Genomic DNA, 14,652 nt, shown 5'->3' on the forward strand with positions numbered 1-14,652 from the left:
GCCGAAGGTGCGAGCGTCCCGTCGGGTCAGGTCGCCTCGACGTCGAAGGGGGCCGGATCGCCGGGGGCGAGACGGCTCATCGTGCCCAGCGCGGCGGCCCCGCCGAGGGCGGCTGCGCCACCGATCGCTCCCGCCGCCTGGTTGCCGGTGATCGCGCGGTTCGCGGGAGCCGTGCGGGCTGCGCCGGCCGTGCCGGCCGAGGGGATGGACTTCCGCGCGGTGGCCTGCGGGGTCTCCCTGGCGGCCCGGGCCGCGTCCTCGAAGTCGTCGAGGAGCGCCTCCTTGATGATCCGGCGGGGATCGTACTGGCGCGGGTCCAGCTTGCGCCAGTCTATGTCCGCGATATCGTCGCCGACCTCGTCGCGGAGCTGCTCCTTGGCGCCCTGGGCCATCCGGCGGACGTTCTTCACCAGTTCGGCGAGCTGCTGTGCATAGCCGGGCAGCTTGTCCGGGCCCAGCACGAGCACCGCTAGCAACGCGAGGATCAGGAACTCGCCACCGTTGATTCCAAACACGCTATGAGACTACCTGTTCCGCCCTCGCAGCCCGTACCCGCGCCCGCCCATGTCGCGGCCGGACGGCGGACCGGGCGGCGGGGCTAGCGGAGCGCATCGAGCAGGCCCATGCGGGCGAAGCCGCGGGCGAGCCGCGAGAGCGCATCGTCCTCGGCCGCCGGAGCGTGGTCGAGCTGCGAGTACTCGGTGAGCACGACCCGGTTCAGCACCGCCTCGCGCGGTCCGCCGTCCGGCACCGTCAGCGTGTACACGGCGTCCGGGGTGTCGATGGACGAGCTCTCCCCCTCGAGCCGGCGGGCCGTCGGGGACACCGGGGCGACGGCGTGCTGCACCAGAACCCCGTGCAGGCCGAAGCTCGGGGCGGCGGCCTCGTCCAGGCCGGCCCCGCCGGGTTCGCCGCCCTCGAGCGGCTCGGCGGCATCGGCCGCGAGCCGGGAGGCATCCGCCGCCACCGACGGGTCGGAGGCGGTCGTCTCCGCTTCCTCCTTGCGTCGCTCGACCAGGGCGATCGTCCCGGCCGGTCCCTCGTAGGTCAGCTCGACCCGGGGCTGGCCGTCCACGGCGAATCCGAGCGCACGCACGGGCCGGTAGTCCATGGCGGACAGGTCCGGCAGGTTCCACCCGCTGTTCTGGAGGCGGACGACGGTCGCCGGGTCCAGCTCGGTCCCCTCCTCTCCCCAGAGGGCGCCCTCACCGCCGGATGCGGCGGCATCGGCCGCAGCGGGACCCGGGGCTCCGCCGACCGTCCAGGCGGCCGCGAGCACGGCGATGAGGGAGCAGAGCAGGGTGAGTCCGAGCATCGGCAACGCCACGCGGCGTCGTCGAGGCTGTCCGCCGGCGTGGTCCGTTCCGAGGGGCCTCGTCCAGCGGGCCCGGTCCCCGGCGGACGGCGCAGCGTCCGCCGGGTCCGGCCGATGGGGCGCGCGTCCGGGGATCACTGCGGCGCCTCCCTCGCGGCGGCCCCGCTGCTCGGAGGCGCCGGCGACCAGTGCGGCGGGCGGCCCGGCGACGCCGAAGCCGGGCACGGAGCGCGCGGCTGCGTGGCGGAGCCGCTCGGCGCGGAGGCGACGACGGCGGAGCGTGGCCAGTTCGAGCCGGCAGTCGGCGCACTCGCTCAGGTGGTTCTCCACCTTGTGCGAGCGCCGGGTGGGCAGTTCGCCTGCGATGTACGGCTCGAGGAGACGTTCGGTTCGATGCATGCTGATGCCTACGAGACGGCCCGCTTCACCCGCGGGAGCGTCATGGTCGGAGTCTTGCGGCGCGGATTGCGGTGCTCCAAGCGGTCCCGGAGCAGTGCACGGCCGCGGTGGATGCGGGAGCGGACGGTGCCGAGCTTGACGCCGAGCGCCGCGGCGACCTCCTCGTAGGAGAAGCCCTCGAGGTCGCAGAGCACGACGGCGGCGCGGAAGTCCGCGGGCAGCGCGTCCAGGGCGCGCTGGACGTCGACGTCGAGATTGTTGTGCTCGAAGGTGCGCTCCGGCCCGGGCTCGCGGCCGGCTAGACGCGACTCGGCGTCCGGGGCCAGCGCGTCGAAGCGGATGCGGCTCTTCCTGCGCGCCTGGTCGAGGAAGAGGTTGGTGGTGATGCGGTGCAGCCACCCGCCGATGGTGCCGGGGGTGAAGGTGTGGAGGGAGCGGAAGACCCGGACGAAAGTCTCCTGGGTCAGGTCCTCGGCGTCAGGGGCGTTCCCGGTGAGTCGGTACGCCAGCCGGTACACCTGCGACGAGTGCTCCTCCACGATGGTCTCCCAGCTGGGCACGCCCTCGGGTTCTGCCGCCGCGGAGTCGGACTGGACTGGTGAATAGTTCACGCTTCAATGGTGCCATCCGTCACTGAGAAATGTCTGTATACCGGCCCGGCGCGCGCTCCGGGCGGCCGGCGCTAAACTGTGATGGTTCGCGGCCCAGGAACGCACCCGTGCCGCCGTCGACCGCCCCGACCCCGAAGGATGTTGCACCCGCCGATGAGCACCGACAAGCACAGCAGCTGGTCCTATTCCGAGGCGCTGCCGCTGGAGGACGAGGTGCTGATGCGGGCACGGGAGCGGGCGTACGAGCTCGGCGTGCGCGCCGTGACGTCCGGGACGGCCGGCCTCCTGACGGTCCTGGCGGCGCAGTCGCGCGCCCGCACCGCCGTCGAGGTCGGGACCGGCGCCGGAGTCTCCGGAGTGAGCCTTCTGCGCGGGTTCTCCGCCCAGACCGTCTTCACGACGATCGACGTCGACGTGGACCATCTCGACGCGGCCCGGCAGGCCTTCGCCGAGGCCGGCGTGCCGGCCTCGCGCACGCGGACGATCGCCGGCCGGGCGCGCGACGTCCTGCCCCGCCTCACCACCGCGGCCTACGACTTCGTCCTGCTCGACGCGGACAAGACGCATCTGGTGGAGTACGTGGAGCACGGCGTGCGGCTGCTGCGCAGCGGCGGCATGCTGGTTCTCAACGACGCCCTGGACATGGACAAGGTCCCGCTGCCGGCGGTGCGCCAGCCCGGGACCGTGGCGGCACGCCAGGCCTCGCGCCTGCTGCGCGACCGCGAGGACCTGATGGTCTCGATGCTCCCGACGGGCACCGGCGTGCTCCTGGCCGTCAAGCGCTGACGGGACCGCGAGGACGGCAGTGGGGATCGAGGCCACTGCCTCGATCCCCACCGCTCTTCCCTGGTCTCACCGGCCGGCTACTCGGTGATGCCGACCAGGCACTCCTTGAGCTCGGCCGCCTCGTCGGCGTTGAGTTCCACCACGAGACGCCCCCCGCCATCGATCGGCACGCGCATAATGAGGCTCCGGCCTTCCTTGGTGACCTCCATGGGGCCGTCGCCGGTACGCGGTTTCATCGCAGCCATCGGTGCTGACTTCCTCTCTCGACAGACGGAACCCCTGCGGCCCCGCCAAGTGGTGGATCGAACGGAATCGAACGGGCCGGCGGTTCGGTGCCTGCGCGCCGCCCCTCCGACCTGCAGTCCCCTTCAATCTGCCTTTCACATTATTCCGAACTTCGTCCCGTGGTGCTAATCACAGCGGTTTCGCTCGCTCTCGAGGCACGCATTGAGGCGCTCGATCTCGCCCGAGAGGGCGTCCAGGACGTCGTCGACCTGGTCGCAGCGGTAGCCGCGGAAGCCGAGCGAGAAGCGCACTGCCCGGATGTCGGCCTCCCGCGGCCGCTCAGGCAGGAACACCGGTGGCAGCGACGTCGGAGCCTCGTCGAGACCGGCCCCGGCCGCGGCGGCGGCGCGGCCCCGGCCGAAGACGAGCAGCGCCGTGGCGCCGAGGACCAGGACGGCGAGGAACAGGAGTGCGTACGCCATGGTCCTACTGCGGCCCCAGCCGCCGGGCCTCCTCGGAACCCCGCTGCTGCTGGGCGTCTTCCTCCCCTTGCGCCGCCGCGCGCAGGAAGGCGGTGGCCCACTCGACGGCGTCGTCCGGGTCGTCCGTGAGGTGGAAGAGGTCCAGGTCCTCCTCCGAGATCGTCCCCTGCTCCAGGAGTGTGCCCTTGAGCCAGTCGAGGAGCGGTGACCAGAACGCCGACCCGAAGAGGACGATCGGGAAGTTCGTGACCTTCTCGGTCTGGACGAGCGTCAGCGCCTCGAACAGTTCGTCGAGGGTGCCGAACCCGCCGGGCATGACGATGAATCCCTGGGAGTACTTCAGGAACATCGTCTTCCGCGCGAAGAAATAGCGGAAGTTGATGCCGATGTCGACGTACTCGTTCAGGCCGGTCTCGAAGGGCAGCTCGATGCCGAGGCCGACCGACGTGCCGCCGGACTCCATGGCGCCCCGGTTGGCGGCCTCCATGGCGCCGGGGCCGCCGCCGGTCATGACGGCGAAGCCGTGCTCGACGAGGAGGCGCCCGATCTGCTCCGCCGTCCGGTACTCCGCGGAGTCGCGGTGGGTCCGGGCCGAACCGAAGACGCAGATGGTCGGGCCCAGCTCGGCGAGCGTGCCGAAGCCCTCGACGAACTCGCTCTGGATCCGCAGCACGCGCCACGGATCGGAGTGCACGAACGTCGTGTCCCGCGGAGTCTGGAACAGCATCTGATCCGACTGGCGGGTCTCGGCGCGGGCACGCCGGAGGACGACCGAGCCCTTGCGGCGGGCGGGGTCCGGTACCGAGTCGAAGTCAGCGGCCGAGATGTGGTGCTTAGCCATGCGTCCAGCCTACGGGGCGAAACGGGCGCGGCCGGGCTTTACATTGCAATGCGGTAAATTTCCCCTTGTGAACGGGCCCTCCCACCCTTGTGGTACCGGTTACATCCAGTAGTGTCTCTCCCATGAACGCAACTGACACAGGCAGGGGCGCCGAAGCCGCCGGCCCGGTCGTCCGCATGGAGAAGGTCAACAAGCACTACGGGCCGCTGCACGTCCTCCAGGACATCGAGCTGGAGGTCGCGCGCGGCGAGGTCGTCGTGGTGCTCGGCCCCTCCGGCTCGGGGAAGTCCACGCTCTGCCGGACCATCAACCGGCTGGAGCCGGTGGATGACGGCGCCATCTACATCGACGGGGTGAAGCTGCCCGAGGAGGGCAAGGCTCTGGCCCGGCTGCGCGCCGACGTCGGCATGGTCTTCCAGTCCTTCAACCTCTTCGCCCACAAGTCGATCCTCGAGAACGTCACCCTGGGGCCGATCAAGGTCAAGGGCATGCGCAAGGACGAGGCGGAGAAGCTCGCGATGGAGCTGCTGACCCGCGTCGGGGTGGCGAACCAGAAGGACAAGCTTCCCGCACAGCTCTCCGGCGGTCAGCAGCAGCGCGTGGCCATCGCCCGCGCCCTGGCGATGCGGCCGAAGGTCATGCTCTTCGACGAACCCACCTCCGCCCTGGACCCGGAAATGATCCAGGAGGTGCTGGACACGATGGTCGGCCTCGCCCAGGAGGGCATGACCATGATCGTCGTGACGCACGAGATGGGCTTCGCCCGCAAGGCGGCCGACCGTGTGGTCTTCATGGCCGACGGCGCGATCGTCGAGCAGGCGGCTCCGCAGGAGTTCTTCACGAACCCCCAGTCCGACCGCGCCAAGGATTTCCTCGGCAAACTCATCACCAACTAGCACCCATCGCCTCCGGCAGGCGCCGGATTTCATGACTGCCGGAGACACCGGCCAGACACAAGGAGAACAACATGCGCAAGAACCGCATCGCGCTGGCGTCCATGGCGGCCGTCGCTGCGCTGACCCTGTCCGCCTGCGGCGGCTCTGACGCCGGTGGCGGCGAGGGCGGCGGCGGCGAGGGCGACGAGTCCGTCCGCATCGGCATCAAGTTCGACCAGCCGGGGCTCGGCTTCCAGGAGGGCTCGGAGTACACGGGCTTCGATGTCGACGTCGCCAAGTACGTCGCGAACGAGCTCGGCTACTCCGAGGACCAGATCGAGTGGGTCTCCGCCCCGTCGGCGAACCGCGAGACGCTCCTGGAGACGAACGGCGTCGACATGATCTTCGCGACCTACTCCATCACCGACGAGCGCAAGGAGCGTGTGGCGTTCGCGGGACCGTACTTCGTGGCCGGCCAGGACCTCCTGGTCCGGGCGGACGAGGACTCGATCTCGGGTCCCGAGGACCTCGAGGGCAAGCAGCTCTGCTCCGTCACCGGTTCCACGTCGGCGACGAAGCTGAAGGACCTGCACCCGGGCATCAACCTGGTGGAGCAGGGCGGCTACGCAGACTGCCTCGGACTGCTGGAGACCGGCAGCATCGACGCGATCACCACGGACGACATCATCCTCGCCGGCCTCGCAGCCACCGAGGCCAATCAGGGCAAGTTCAAGGTCGTCGGCAACACGTTCTCCGAGGAGCGCTACGGCGTCGGTCTCCCCCAGGAGAACGACATCTGCGAGGACGTCAACGCCGCGATCACCAAGATGATCGAGGAAGGCGCCTGGGAGGAGGCCCTCAAGGCCAACACCGAGGGCACCGGCTACGAGCCGAACTCCGAGCTCAACCCGCCGACGCCGGACGCCTGCGCGTAGTCCTCGAATGATGAACGCGAACCGGCGGCCGGGCGGATGCCGGGCCGCCGGTTCGCGTCAGACCCGACCGCAAAGGAGCTAGGCCGTGGATGCCTACCTTTCCCTCTGGGAAACCTACGGCGGACAGATGTTGTCCACGTTCTGGACCAACCTGCAGTTGACTTTCTGGGCGGCAATCGCGTCGTTCCTGCTGGGCACGCTGCTGGCGCTCATGCGCATCTCCCCCGTGCCCAGCCTCCGCTGGGCGGGCGCTGCGTACGTCAACATCTTCCGTAACACCCCTCTGACCATCATCCTCACGTTCGGCGTGCTGGTCCTCTTCGGAGTCTTCCGGGTCACTCTGGCGTCCGACTTCAACCTGAACTTCTTCCGGATCGCCATCATCGGCCTGACGATCTACCACGCGGCCTTCTTCTGCGAGGCCATTCGCTCCGGCGTGAATACGGTGCCGCTCGGCCAGGCTGAGGCGGCCCGCGCGATCGGGCTGAGCTTCCTCCCTGCGGCGCGCATCGTGATCCTCCCCCAGGCCTTCCGGGGTGCGATCGCTCCGATCGGCAACGTCCTGATCGCACTGATCAAGAACTCGACGGTCGCAACGGCCGGCTCCGTCGCCGAGATCTCCGGCACCATGAAGGTGATGATGGAGTTCCGGCCGGACGTGGGCATCCCGATCTTCCTGACCGTCGCCGTGTTCTTCGTGATCGTGGTGCTCCCGGTCGGCATGCTGACGACGTACCTCTCCAAGAAGCTGGCGGTGGCACGATGAGCGGGTCCGTCCTATTCGACGCCCCTGGCCCCCGGGCCAGGCGGCGCATCCTGATCGCCAATATTCTCGGCGTTGTGGCCGTCCTCGCCCTGTTGGCGTGGGTGCTCAAGGTCCTCGCCGATTTCGGCCAGCTCGACGCTGCGAAGTGGACCTCTTTTGCGCAGTCGGGGACCTGGGAGAACTATCTCCTGCCAGGTCTGGTGAACACGCTGAAGTCGGCCGCCATCGCGATCGTCGCATCGCTGGTCTTCGGCCTGGTGTTCGGCATGGGCCGGCTCGCGCAGAACAAGCTCATCAACGGCGTCAGCTCGGTCATCGTGGAATTCTTCCGCGCAGTGCCGGTGCTCCTGATGATGATCTTCTTCTGGATCTTCTTCGGCCGCATGGGCATCGTCCCCTCCGGCGACGCTCCTTTCGTCGCGGTGGTGCTCGCACTGACGCTCTACAACGGTTCTGTCGTCGCGGAGCTGGTCCGGTCGGGCGTGCACGGGTTGCCCAAGGGCCAGCGCGAGGCCGGCATCGCCATCGGCCTCACCCGCGGCCAATCGCTTCGCCTCGTCGAGGTGCCGCAGGCATTGGTGGCGATGATGCCGGCGCTGCTCGGGCAGTTCGTGGTCATCCTGAAGGACTCCGCACTCGGCGCGATCATCAACTACAACGAGCTGCTGTTCAGCGGCCGGCTGGTGGGCACCGGCAACGCCAATGTCTTCCAGGCACTGGTGGTCGTTGCAGCGATCTTCATCCTGATCAACTTCGCGCTGACCTACCTCGCTCAGTGGGTCTCGACCCGCGTGGCCCGGCGCCGCGCGAAGGCCAGCGCCACGGACGACGACACCCCGGGCGCGGACCAGACCTTGGGAACCACCGCCACGGTCTGACCAGGGCCGGGGCGTCCTGGGCGTAGTCCCCGGCGGTCGCCGCCGGGGACTACGCCGGGGCGGTGAGCCAGCGGTGCAGCGCGGAGTAGCAGTCGCGGACCGCCTGCGCCGGGACGTGCTCGTCGTCGGTGTGCGCCAGCAGCGCGTCACCCGGACCGAAGTTCACCGCCGGGACGCCGGCCTCGGAGAACCGCGAGACGTCCGTCCACCCGTACTTGGGCTTCGGCTCCTGGCCCACGGTGGCCACGAAGGCCGCCGCCGCCGGGTGCGTCAGGCCGGGGCGCGCCCCGGCTGCCGCGTCGGTCCGTTCCAGCTCGTAGCCCGGCAGGAGTGCGCGGACGTAGGCCTCCGCGTCGTCCGGGCCCTTGTCCGGGGCGAAGCGGTAGTTGATCTCGACCTCGCAGTGGTCGGGGATGACGTTGCCAGCGATGCCGCCCGAGATGCGGACGGCGTTGAGGGACTCCCGGTAGGCGAGGCCGTCGACGTCGACCGTGACCGGCCGGTGCACGGCGAGCCGGGTCAGGACGTCCGCCATGCCGTGCACCGCGTTCTCCCCCATCCAGGCGCGCGCGGAGTGCGCCGCCCTGCCGTGCGTGGTGACGCGGAAGCGGATGGTGCCGTTGCAGCCGCCCTCCACGGTGCCATTCGTCGGCTCGAGCAGGATGGCGAAGTCACCGCCGAGCAGCTCCGGCGCGTTGCGGTAGAGCCGGCCGAGGCCGGACTTGTAGCCTTCGACCTCCTCGTGGTCATAGAAGACGTAGGTGACGTCCCGGTTCGGGTCCGCGAGAGCCGCCGCCAACGCGAGCTGGACGGCGACGCCGCCCTTCATGTCCGTCGCACCGCGCCCGTAGAGGACGTCGCCGCGCTCGTCGGCCGTCCAGCTCGCCGGGACCGTCCCACGGGAGCCCTCCGAGGTGGGCAGCGGAACGGTGTCCAGGTGCCCCGCCAGGATGATCCGCTCGGGCCGGCCCAGCTCCGTGCGGGCCACCAGGGAGTCCCCGTCGCGGTGGACCGTCAGGTGCGGCAGGGCGGCGAGGGCGGCCTCGACGGCATCGGCCAGCGGCCGCTCGTCGTCGGAGACCGAGGCGATGTTGATCAGCTGCTCCGTCAGGAGCGCGACGTCGCCGGCCAGGTCCAGTTCCACGGGCGCCGATGCGGCGGTTTCAGAGTGTGTCACGCATCCAGCCTATCGTCGGGTGCGCCCCTAGGATGGGTGCATGACTTCTGCAGCACCCACCGCTTCCCCGCGCCTCGCCGCCGGCCACGGCCTCGCCACGGTTGCGGCCGACGGAACCGTCCTCGACGTCTGGTTCCCGGCCCCGGCGCTCGGCCCCCTCGACCAGGCCCAGGACCTGACCACCGAGCTCTCCGCCGCCGTCGCCGACGACGCCGACCGCGGCACCACCCAGGAGGTCGTCTCGGTCGAGGCCGATCTCGACGCCGCACCGACCACCCCGGCCGATGTGTGGCTGCGCCTGCACCTGCTCTCGCACCGTCTGACCGCCCCGAACACGATCAACCTCGACGGAATCTTCGCGCACCTCGCGAACGTGGTGTGGACCAGCTTCGGCCCCTGCCAGGTCCAGGGCTTCGAGACCACCCGCCTGAAGCTGCGCCGCCGCGGACCGGTGACGGTCTACGGCGTGGACAAGTTCCCGCGCATGGTCGACTACGTCGTCCCCGCGGGGGTGCGCATCGCCGACGCCGACCGCGTCCGCCTGGGAGCCCATCTGGCGGAGGGCACCACCGTCATGCACGAGGGCTTCGTGAACTTCAACGCCGGCACGCTCGGCACCTCCATGGTCGAGGGGCGCATCTCGGCCTCCGTCGTGGTGGGCGACGGGTCCGACGTCGGCGGCGGCGCCTCGATCATGGGGACCCTCTCCGGCGGGGGCAAGGAGAAGATCGTCATCGGCGAACGCGTGCTGCTCGGCGCCAACGCCGGCGTGGGCATCTCCATCGGCGACGACTGCGTGGTCGAGGCGGGCCTCTACGTCACCGCCGGCACCCGCGTGGCCGTCGACGGCCGGGTGGTCAAGGCACTGGAGCTCTCCGGCGTCCCGAACCTCCTCTTCCGCCGCAACTCGACCACGGGCGCCGTCGAGGCGCTCGCCCGCGCCGGGCAGACCGTGGAGCTGAACTCCGCCCTCCACGCCAACTGACCGCGCTCGCGGCACTGACGTCATCCGGACCACGGTGAAGAACCGACGACGGCGGCGCTGGGGATCCTGCCTGACAGTGATCCTCGGCGTCGCCGTTCTCGTCGCCGGCGTGGTGGCCGCCGTCAACTGGGCCACGGACTCGCGGCAGTTCGTCCGCGAGCGCTGCACCGCCGTGGTACCGGATCCGGAGCGGCCCGGTGAGATGCTCAACCAGTCGCTCGCGCCGGACCAGGCCGCCAACGCGGCCCTGGTGGCCGGGACGTCCGTCCGCCGCGGGATGCAGGCCCGGGCCGCCACGATCGGCCTGGCCACGGCCATGCAGGAGTCCAAGCTGCGCAACATCGACTACGGCGACGAGGCCGGCCCCGACTCGCGCGGTCTGTTCCAGCAGCGGCCGTCCCAGGGCTGGGGCACGCAGGCGCAGGTCATGGACCCGGTCTACGCGGCGAACCGGTTCTTCCAGGAGCTCGCGACGTTCGACTACGCCTCGATGCGCGTGACCCAGGCCGCGCAGAGGGTCCAGCGCAGCGCCTTCCCGGAGGCGTACGCGCAGCACGAGCCGATGGCCCGGGCCTTCGCCTCCGCCCTGACGGGGCACTCCCCCGGCGCGTTGACCTGCACGCTCCGGCCGGCCGAGGGCGCCGGGGACGCACAGGCCGTCGCCGGCGCCCTCGACGCCCACCTGGGCCTGGCCGCGACGGCCGAGCCCGGCCGCGTCGTGGTGCCCGCCACCGGGCGCGAGGCGTGGGTCGTCGCCCACTGGGCGGTGGCACAGGCCGCGGCCGAGCACATCGTGGCCGTGCAGGCGGACGGCCGCGTCTGGGAGCGGGCGACCGGCCAGTGGGTCGCGGTTGGCGATGCCGGTTCCACGGCGGTGGCCGGCCGCGCGCCCGAGGCGCCCGCCGACGCCGTCGTCATCACGCTCGCCACCGACGACTGACGCGGGCGCCCGCCACCGGACGCACGAGAGCCGCGACCCGGTGCGGGGTCGCGGCTCTCTGCACTCCACCCGGCGGCCGGGGATCCGGCCGCCGGGCTCGTGTCAGCGGGTGGGGAACTGGCGCTCCGGCTCGCCCGTGTAGATCTGCCGGGGGCGGCCGATCTTGAGCTTGGGGTCCTGCATCATCTCGCGCCACTGGGCGATCCAGCCCGGCAGGCGGCCGATGGCGAAGAGCACCGTGAACATCTGCTCCGGGAAGCCCATCGCCTTGTAGATGAGGCCGGTGTAGAAGTCGACATTCGGGTACAGCTTGCGCTCGATGAAGTACTCGTCGGCGAGGGCCTTCTCCTCGAGGCGCATGGCGATGTCGAGGAGCTCGTCGTTGCCGCCGAGCTTGCCCAGGATGTCGTGCGCGGTCTGCTTGATGATCTTCGCGCGCGGGTCGTAGTTCTTGTAGACACGGTGCCCGAAGCCCATGAGCCGGACGCCGTCCTCCTTGTTCTTGACCTTCTCCATGAAGTCCTCCGGCGAGATGCCGTCGGCCTGGATGCGGCGCAGCATCTTCAGCACGGCCTCGTTGGCGCCGCCGTGGGCGGGGCCGAAGAGGGCGTTGATGCCGGCGGAGACGGAGGCGAAGAGGTTGGCGTTCGAGGAGCCGACCAGGCGGACGGTCGACGTCGAGCAGTTCTGCTCGTGGTCCGCGTGCAGGATCAGCAGCAGGTCGAGGGCCCGGACCAGCTCCGGGTCCATGTCGTACGGCTCGGCGGCGATGCCGAAGGTGAGCCGCATGAAGTTCTCGACCAGGTTGTGCGAGTTGTCCGGGTACAGCAGCGCCTGGCCAATCGACTTCTTGTAGGCGTAGGCGGCGATCACCGGGACCTTGGCCAGCAGGCGGGTCGTGGAGAGCTCCACCTGCTCGTCGTCGAACGGATCCAGGGAATCCTGGTACCAGGTCGAGAGCGCGGACACGGCGGAGGAGAGGACGGGCATCGGATGCGCGTCGCGGGGGAAGCTGCCGAAGAAGCCCTTGAGCTCCTCGTGGAGGAGGGTGTGGCGGCGGATCCGGTGGTCGAACTCCTCCAGCTGGGCCGGAGTCGGGAGCTCGCCGTAGATCAGGAGGTAGGAGGTCTCCAGGAAGCTGGAGTTCTGGGCCAGCTGGTCGATTGGATACCCGCGGTAGCGCAGGATGCCGGCGTCGCCGTCGATGTAGGTGATGGCCGACTTGGTGGCGGCCGTGTTCATGAAGCCCGGGTCGTAGGTGACGTTCCCGGTGGTCTTCAGCAGTGGTGCGATGTCGAAGCCGGCATTGCCCTCGACCGCCGGGACGACCGGCAGCTCGAGCTCTGCGCCATCGAACGCCAGGCGTGCGGAATTCTGTTCCGTCATGACCTCTCCTTGGTTCGGAGTGAAGGTGGTTCGGCGTGGGCATGGTGCCGCGCCGGCCTTAATCAGGCAACACGGTACCTGTCGGACTCACCACATTTCTAATCGGGTTATCTGTCGACCCGCCACAAAACGGTCAAGCGGTGGCGCCCAGTCGGCGGACGGCCGCGTCGATCCGCTCGTCCGGAGCGGTCAGCGCCAGGCGGACGTACCCCTCCCCCGCGGCGCCGTAGAAACTGCCAGGTCCGATGACGATCCCGAGGTCCGCGAGGCGTCCGACGGTGTCCCAGGTGCCCCCTCCCGCGGTCGCCCACAGGTAGAGCCCGGCCTCCGAGTGCTCGATGCGGAGGCCGAAGGACTCCAGCGCCGGCTCGAGCCGTTGGCGGCGGCCCCGGTAGAGGTCCTTCTGCGCCGCGACGTGGGCATCGTCCCCGATGGCCACGCGCATGGCCTCCTGCACGGGGAACGGCACGATCATGCCGGCGTGCTTGCGGGTGTTGACGAGGGTGGCCATCAGGTTCGGCGCGCCGGCGACGAACGACGCTCGGTAGCCGGCCAGGTTGGACTGCTTGGAGAGCGAGTAGACGCTGAGCAGGTCCGTTAGGTCGCCGCCGCTGACGGCGTCCTCCAGGATCCCGGGGACCCCGTCCTCCCACGCGCCCCAGCCGAGCTCGGCGTAGCACTCGTCGGAGGCGACGACGGCGCCGAGCCGGCGCGCGTCGTCCACGACGGCCTTGAGCTCGGCGACGCTACGGACGATGCCGGTGGGGTTCCCGGGCGAGTTGGCCCACACGAGCTTCACGCGGCGGCGGATGTCCTCGTCCAGGTCCTCCAGCGAGTCCGCGGCGACCGACTCGGCGCCGGCGAGCCGGGCACCGATGTCATAGGTCGGGTAGGCCACCACGGGGCGGACAACGACGTCGCCGGCCCCCAGCCCGAGCAACAGCGGCAGCCACGCGACCAGCTCCTTCGAGCCGACCGTCGGCATGATGTGCTCGGGGTCAAGCCCGGGAACGCGCCGGCGGCGCGCGTACCAGTCGGCGATCGCCTCCCGCAGGGCCGGCGTGCCGTGGGTCGTCGGGTAGCCCGGTGCGTCGGCGGCGGCCGCGAGCGCGGCCTGGACCAGCTGCGGCGTCGGATCCACGGGCGTGCCGATGGACAGGTCCACCGTGCCGTCGGGATGCCGGGCCGCTCGCTCGCGGTAGGGCCGGAGGGATTCCCAGGGGTAGTCCGGCAGCGTCAGCACGCCGGATCAGTCCTGGTTCTGCGGGGGCAGCGCCGAGATGAGCGCGTGGTCCTTGCCGGTGTTGCCGAGCTTGGCGGCGCCGCCGGGCGAGCCGATCTCCTCGAAGAACTCGACGTTCGCCTTGTAGTAGTCGGCCCACTCGTCCGGGACGTCGTCCTCGTAGTAGATGGCCTCGACGGGGCACACCGGCTCGCAGGCGCCGCAGTCGACGCACTCGTCCGGGTGGATGTACAGGGAGCGCTCGCCCTCGTAGATGCAGTCGACGGGGCATTCGTCGATGCAGGCCTTGTCCTTAACGTCCACGCACGGCTGGGCGATGATGTAGGTCACGGAACCCGGTGCCTTCCTAACTGAGATCGAGAGCTTCTGCACGCGTGGCTCCGGGCACTCCCGAGGAGCGTCGGCTGCACGCGATGACACTGCCTCCCAGCTTAGACCTTTTCCCCGGCCGCCGAGCAGCGGCCGTCTCGAGGCTCACATGGCGTTAAACTCGTGACATGCAGATCCGTTCATTACGCGACGTTGCCGTGGGTGAACGGCTGGTGGTGCGCTACCGGCTCGCGGAGCCGGGGACGGACGGCTCGACTCTCTCCGACGCCCTGGGCACCTGCCGGGGCGTCGACGAGGGCGGGCCCGAGGGACCCGTGATCAGGATCGAGACCCGCCACGGGGTCGTCGCGGTCCCGCTCGCCGCGGTCACACACGCCAAGCGGGTCCCCCCTCCCCCGCCGCGCCGGCGCTGACGCCGGCAGCACCTGCCCCGCCGTGCGGTTTGAGAAGACCAATCACTGCCCGCTTCCTCCCGTAT

At 70.3% G+C, this 14,652-nt stretch carries 18 protein-coding genes; 8 read left to right on the top strand and 10 right to left on the bottom strand.

Going from position 1 to position 14,652, the window contains the following annotated elements; genetic code table 11:
* Positions 1-26: 26 nt before the first annotated feature.
* The 3 genes from ABD784_RS03800 to sigE form a co-directional block, all read right to left on the bottom strand.
* Positions 27-515, bottom strand: a complete 489-nt coding sequence (locus ABD784_RS03800) for a Sec-independent protein translocase family protein (protein ID WP_344880156.1) — start codon at positions 513-515, stop codon at positions 27-29.
* Between the two features lie 83 nt (positions 516-598).
* Positions 599-1,714 (bottom strand): zf-HC2 domain-containing protein, encoded by a 1,116-nt coding sequence (locus tag ABD784_RS03805; protein ID WP_344880159.1) that lies wholly within the window; start codon positions 1,712-1,714, stop codon positions 599-601.
* An 8-nt stretch (positions 1,715-1,722) separates the two neighbouring features.
* Positions 1,723-2,325, bottom strand: a complete 603-nt coding sequence (gene sigE, locus ABD784_RS03810; protein ID WP_344880163.1) for an RNA polymerase sigma factor SigE — start codon at positions 2,323-2,325, stop codon at positions 1,723-1,725.
* Positions 2,326-2,478: 153 nt separating this feature from the next.
* Here sigE and ABD784_RS03815 point away from each other — a divergent pair, with 153 nt between their 5' ends.
* Complete coding sequence (locus tag ABD784_RS03815; RefSeq protein ID WP_344880166.1) at positions 2,479-3,111, top strand: O-methyltransferase; 633 nt, start codon at positions 2,479-2,481, stop codon at positions 3,109-3,111.
* A 77-nt stretch (positions 3,112-3,188) separates the two neighbouring features.
* Here the strand turns inward: ABD784_RS03815 and ABD784_RS03820 are convergent, their stop codons facing one another.
* The 3 genes from ABD784_RS03820 to ABD784_RS03830 all read right to left on the bottom strand — a co-directional run bounded on the left by ABD784_RS03820 (position 3,189) and on the right by ABD784_RS03830 (position 4,659).
* Positions 3,189-3,356, bottom strand: a complete 168-nt coding sequence (locus ABD784_RS03820; protein WP_309080102.1) for a DUF3117 domain-containing protein — start codon at positions 3,354-3,356, stop codon at positions 3,189-3,191.
* A gap of 165 nt (positions 3,357-3,521) precedes the next feature.
* Positions 3,522-3,818, bottom strand: coding sequence for a DivIVA domain-containing protein (locus ABD784_RS03825; RefSeq protein ID WP_344880169.1), 297 nt, complete (start codon positions 3,816-3,818; stop codon positions 3,522-3,524).
* A 4-nt stretch (positions 3,819-3,822) separates the two neighbouring features.
* The gene (locus tag ABD784_RS03830) at positions 3,823-4,659 is read right to left on the bottom strand and encodes an LOG family protein (RefSeq protein ID WP_344880172.1); all 837 of its coding nucleotides are present in this window, start codon (positions 4,657-4,659) and stop codon (positions 3,823-3,825) included.
* 176 nt (positions 4,660-4,835) lie between these two features.
* Between ABD784_RS03830 and ABD784_RS03835 the strand changes: the two genes are divergently transcribed.
* The 4 genes from ABD784_RS03835 to ABD784_RS03850 all read left to right on the top strand — a co-directional run bounded on the left by ABD784_RS03835 (position 4,836) and on the right by ABD784_RS03850 (position 8,113).
* On the top strand, positions 4,836-5,555 hold the full coding sequence (locus ABD784_RS03835) for an amino acid ABC transporter ATP-binding protein (RefSeq protein ID WP_425582928.1): 720 nt from the start codon (positions 4,836-4,838) through the stop codon (positions 5,553-5,555).
* Positions 5,556-5,626: 71 nt separating this feature from the next.
* A complete protein-coding gene (locus tag ABD784_RS03840) occupies positions 5,627-6,469 on the top strand; it encodes a glutamate ABC transporter substrate-binding protein (protein ID WP_344880178.1) in 843 nt (280 codons plus the stop codon).
* An 85-nt stretch (positions 6,470-6,554) separates the two neighbouring features.
* Positions 6,555-7,235, top strand: a complete 681-nt coding sequence (locus ABD784_RS03845) for an amino acid ABC transporter permease (RefSeq protein WP_309080106.1) — start codon at positions 6,555-6,557, stop codon at positions 7,233-7,235.
* On the top strand, positions 7,232-8,113 hold the full coding sequence (locus tag ABD784_RS03850; protein ID WP_344880181.1) for an amino acid ABC transporter permease: 882 nt from the start codon (positions 7,232-7,234) through the stop codon (positions 8,111-8,113). The genes ABD784_RS03845 and ABD784_RS03850 overlap by 4 nt, the downstream gene beginning before the upstream one ends.
* 49 nt (positions 8,114-8,162) lie before the next feature.
* On the opposite strand, the gene dapE is transcribed toward ABD784_RS03850, so the two are convergent.
* Positions 8,163-9,290 carry a succinyl-diaminopimelate desuccinylase gene (gene dapE, locus ABD784_RS03855; protein ID WP_344880184.1) on the bottom strand — a complete coding sequence of 376 codons (1,128 nt, stop codon included), beginning with the start codon at positions 9,288-9,290 and terminating at the stop codon, positions 8,163-8,165.
* Between the two features lie 40 nt (positions 9,291-9,330).
* Between dapE and dapD the strand changes: the two genes are divergently transcribed.
* Together dapD and ABD784_RS03865 are read left to right on the top strand one after the other, a co-directional pair.
* Entirely contained in the window at positions 9,331-10,275 is a 945-nt protein-coding gene (gene dapD, locus ABD784_RS03860) for a 2,3,4,5-tetrahydropyridine-2,6-dicarboxylate N-succinyltransferase (protein ID WP_344880187.1), read from the top strand.
* A 34-nt stretch (positions 10,276-10,309) separates the two neighbouring features.
* Complete coding sequence (locus ABD784_RS03865; RefSeq protein ID WP_425582916.1) at positions 10,310-11,215, top strand: hypothetical protein; 906 nt, start codon at positions 10,310-10,312, stop codon at positions 11,213-11,215.
* A gap of 102 nt (positions 11,216-11,317) precedes the next feature.
* Here the strand turns inward: ABD784_RS03865 and ABD784_RS03870 are convergent, their stop codons facing one another.
* The 3 genes from ABD784_RS03870 to fdxA form a co-directional block, all read right to left on the bottom strand.
* On the bottom strand, positions 11,318-12,601 hold the full coding sequence (locus tag ABD784_RS03870) for a citrate synthase (RefSeq protein WP_344880190.1): 1,284 nt from the start codon (positions 12,599-12,601) through the stop codon (positions 11,318-11,320).
* Positions 12,602-12,734: 133 nt separating this feature from the next.
* A complete protein-coding gene (dapC, locus tag ABD784_RS03875; RefSeq protein ID WP_344880193.1) occupies positions 12,735-13,844 on the bottom strand; it encodes a succinyldiaminopimelate transaminase in 1,110 nt (369 codons plus the stop codon).
* A 6-nt stretch (positions 13,845-13,850) separates the two neighbouring features.
* Positions 13,851-14,174, bottom strand: coding sequence for a ferredoxin (gene fdxA / locus ABD784_RS03880; protein WP_344881298.1), 324 nt, complete (start codon positions 14,172-14,174; stop codon positions 13,851-13,853).
* 167 nt (positions 14,175-14,341) lie between these two features.
* Between fdxA and ABD784_RS03885 the strand changes: the two genes are divergently transcribed.
* Entirely contained in the window at positions 14,342-14,587 is a 246-nt protein-coding gene (locus ABD784_RS03885) for a hypothetical protein (protein WP_344880196.1), read from the top strand.
* The last annotated feature ends 65 nt before the right edge of the window (positions 14,588-14,652 follow it).

The organism is Zhihengliuella alba (assembly GCF_039538765.1).
Classification (GTDB): Bacteria; Actinomycetota; Actinomycetes; order Actinomycetales; family Micrococcaceae; genus Zhihengliuella; species Zhihengliuella alba.

Coding starts and splice junctions, on each gene's coding strand:
- ABD784_RS03805 (WP_344880159.1), bottom strand. CDS start 1,714: ATGCATCGAACCGAACGTCTCCTCGAGCCGTACATCGCAGGCGAACTG.
- ABD784_RS03815 (WP_344880166.1), top strand. CDS start 2,479: ATGAGCACCGACAAGCACAGCAGCTGGTCCTATTCCGAGGCGCTGCCG.
- ABD784_RS03820 (WP_309080102.1), bottom strand. CDS start 3,356: ATGGCTGCGATGAAACCGCGTACCGGCGACGGCCCCATGGAGGTCACC.
- ABD784_RS03825 (WP_344880169.1), bottom strand. CDS start 3,818: ATGGCGTACGCACTCCTGTTCCTCGCCGTCCTGGTCCTCGGCGCCACG.
- ABD784_RS03830 (WP_344880172.1), bottom strand. CDS start 4,659: ATGGCTAAGCACCACATCTCGGCCGCTGACTTCGACTCGGTACCGGAC.
- ABD784_RS03835 (WP_425582928.1), top strand. CDS start 4,836: ATGGAGAAGGTCAACAAGCACTACGGGCCGCTGCACGTCCTCCAGGAC.
- ABD784_RS03840 (WP_344880178.1), top strand. CDS start 5,627: ATGCGCAAGAACCGCATCGCGCTGGCGTCCATGGCGGCCGTCGCTGCG.
- ABD784_RS03850 (WP_344880181.1), top strand. CDS start 7,232: ATGAGCGGGTCCGTCCTATTCGACGCCCCTGGCCCCCGGGCCAGGCGG.
- dapD (WP_344880187.1), top strand. CDS start 9,331: ATGACTTCTGCAGCACCCACCGCTTCCCCGCGCCTCGCCGCCGGCCAC.
- ABD784_RS03870 (WP_344880190.1), bottom strand. CDS start 12,601: ATGACGGAACAGAATTCCGCACGCCTGGCGTTCGATGGCGCAGAGCTC.
- ABD784_RS03885 (WP_344880196.1), top strand. CDS start 14,342: ATGCAGATCCGTTCATTACGCGACGTTGCCGTGGGTGAACGGCTGGTG.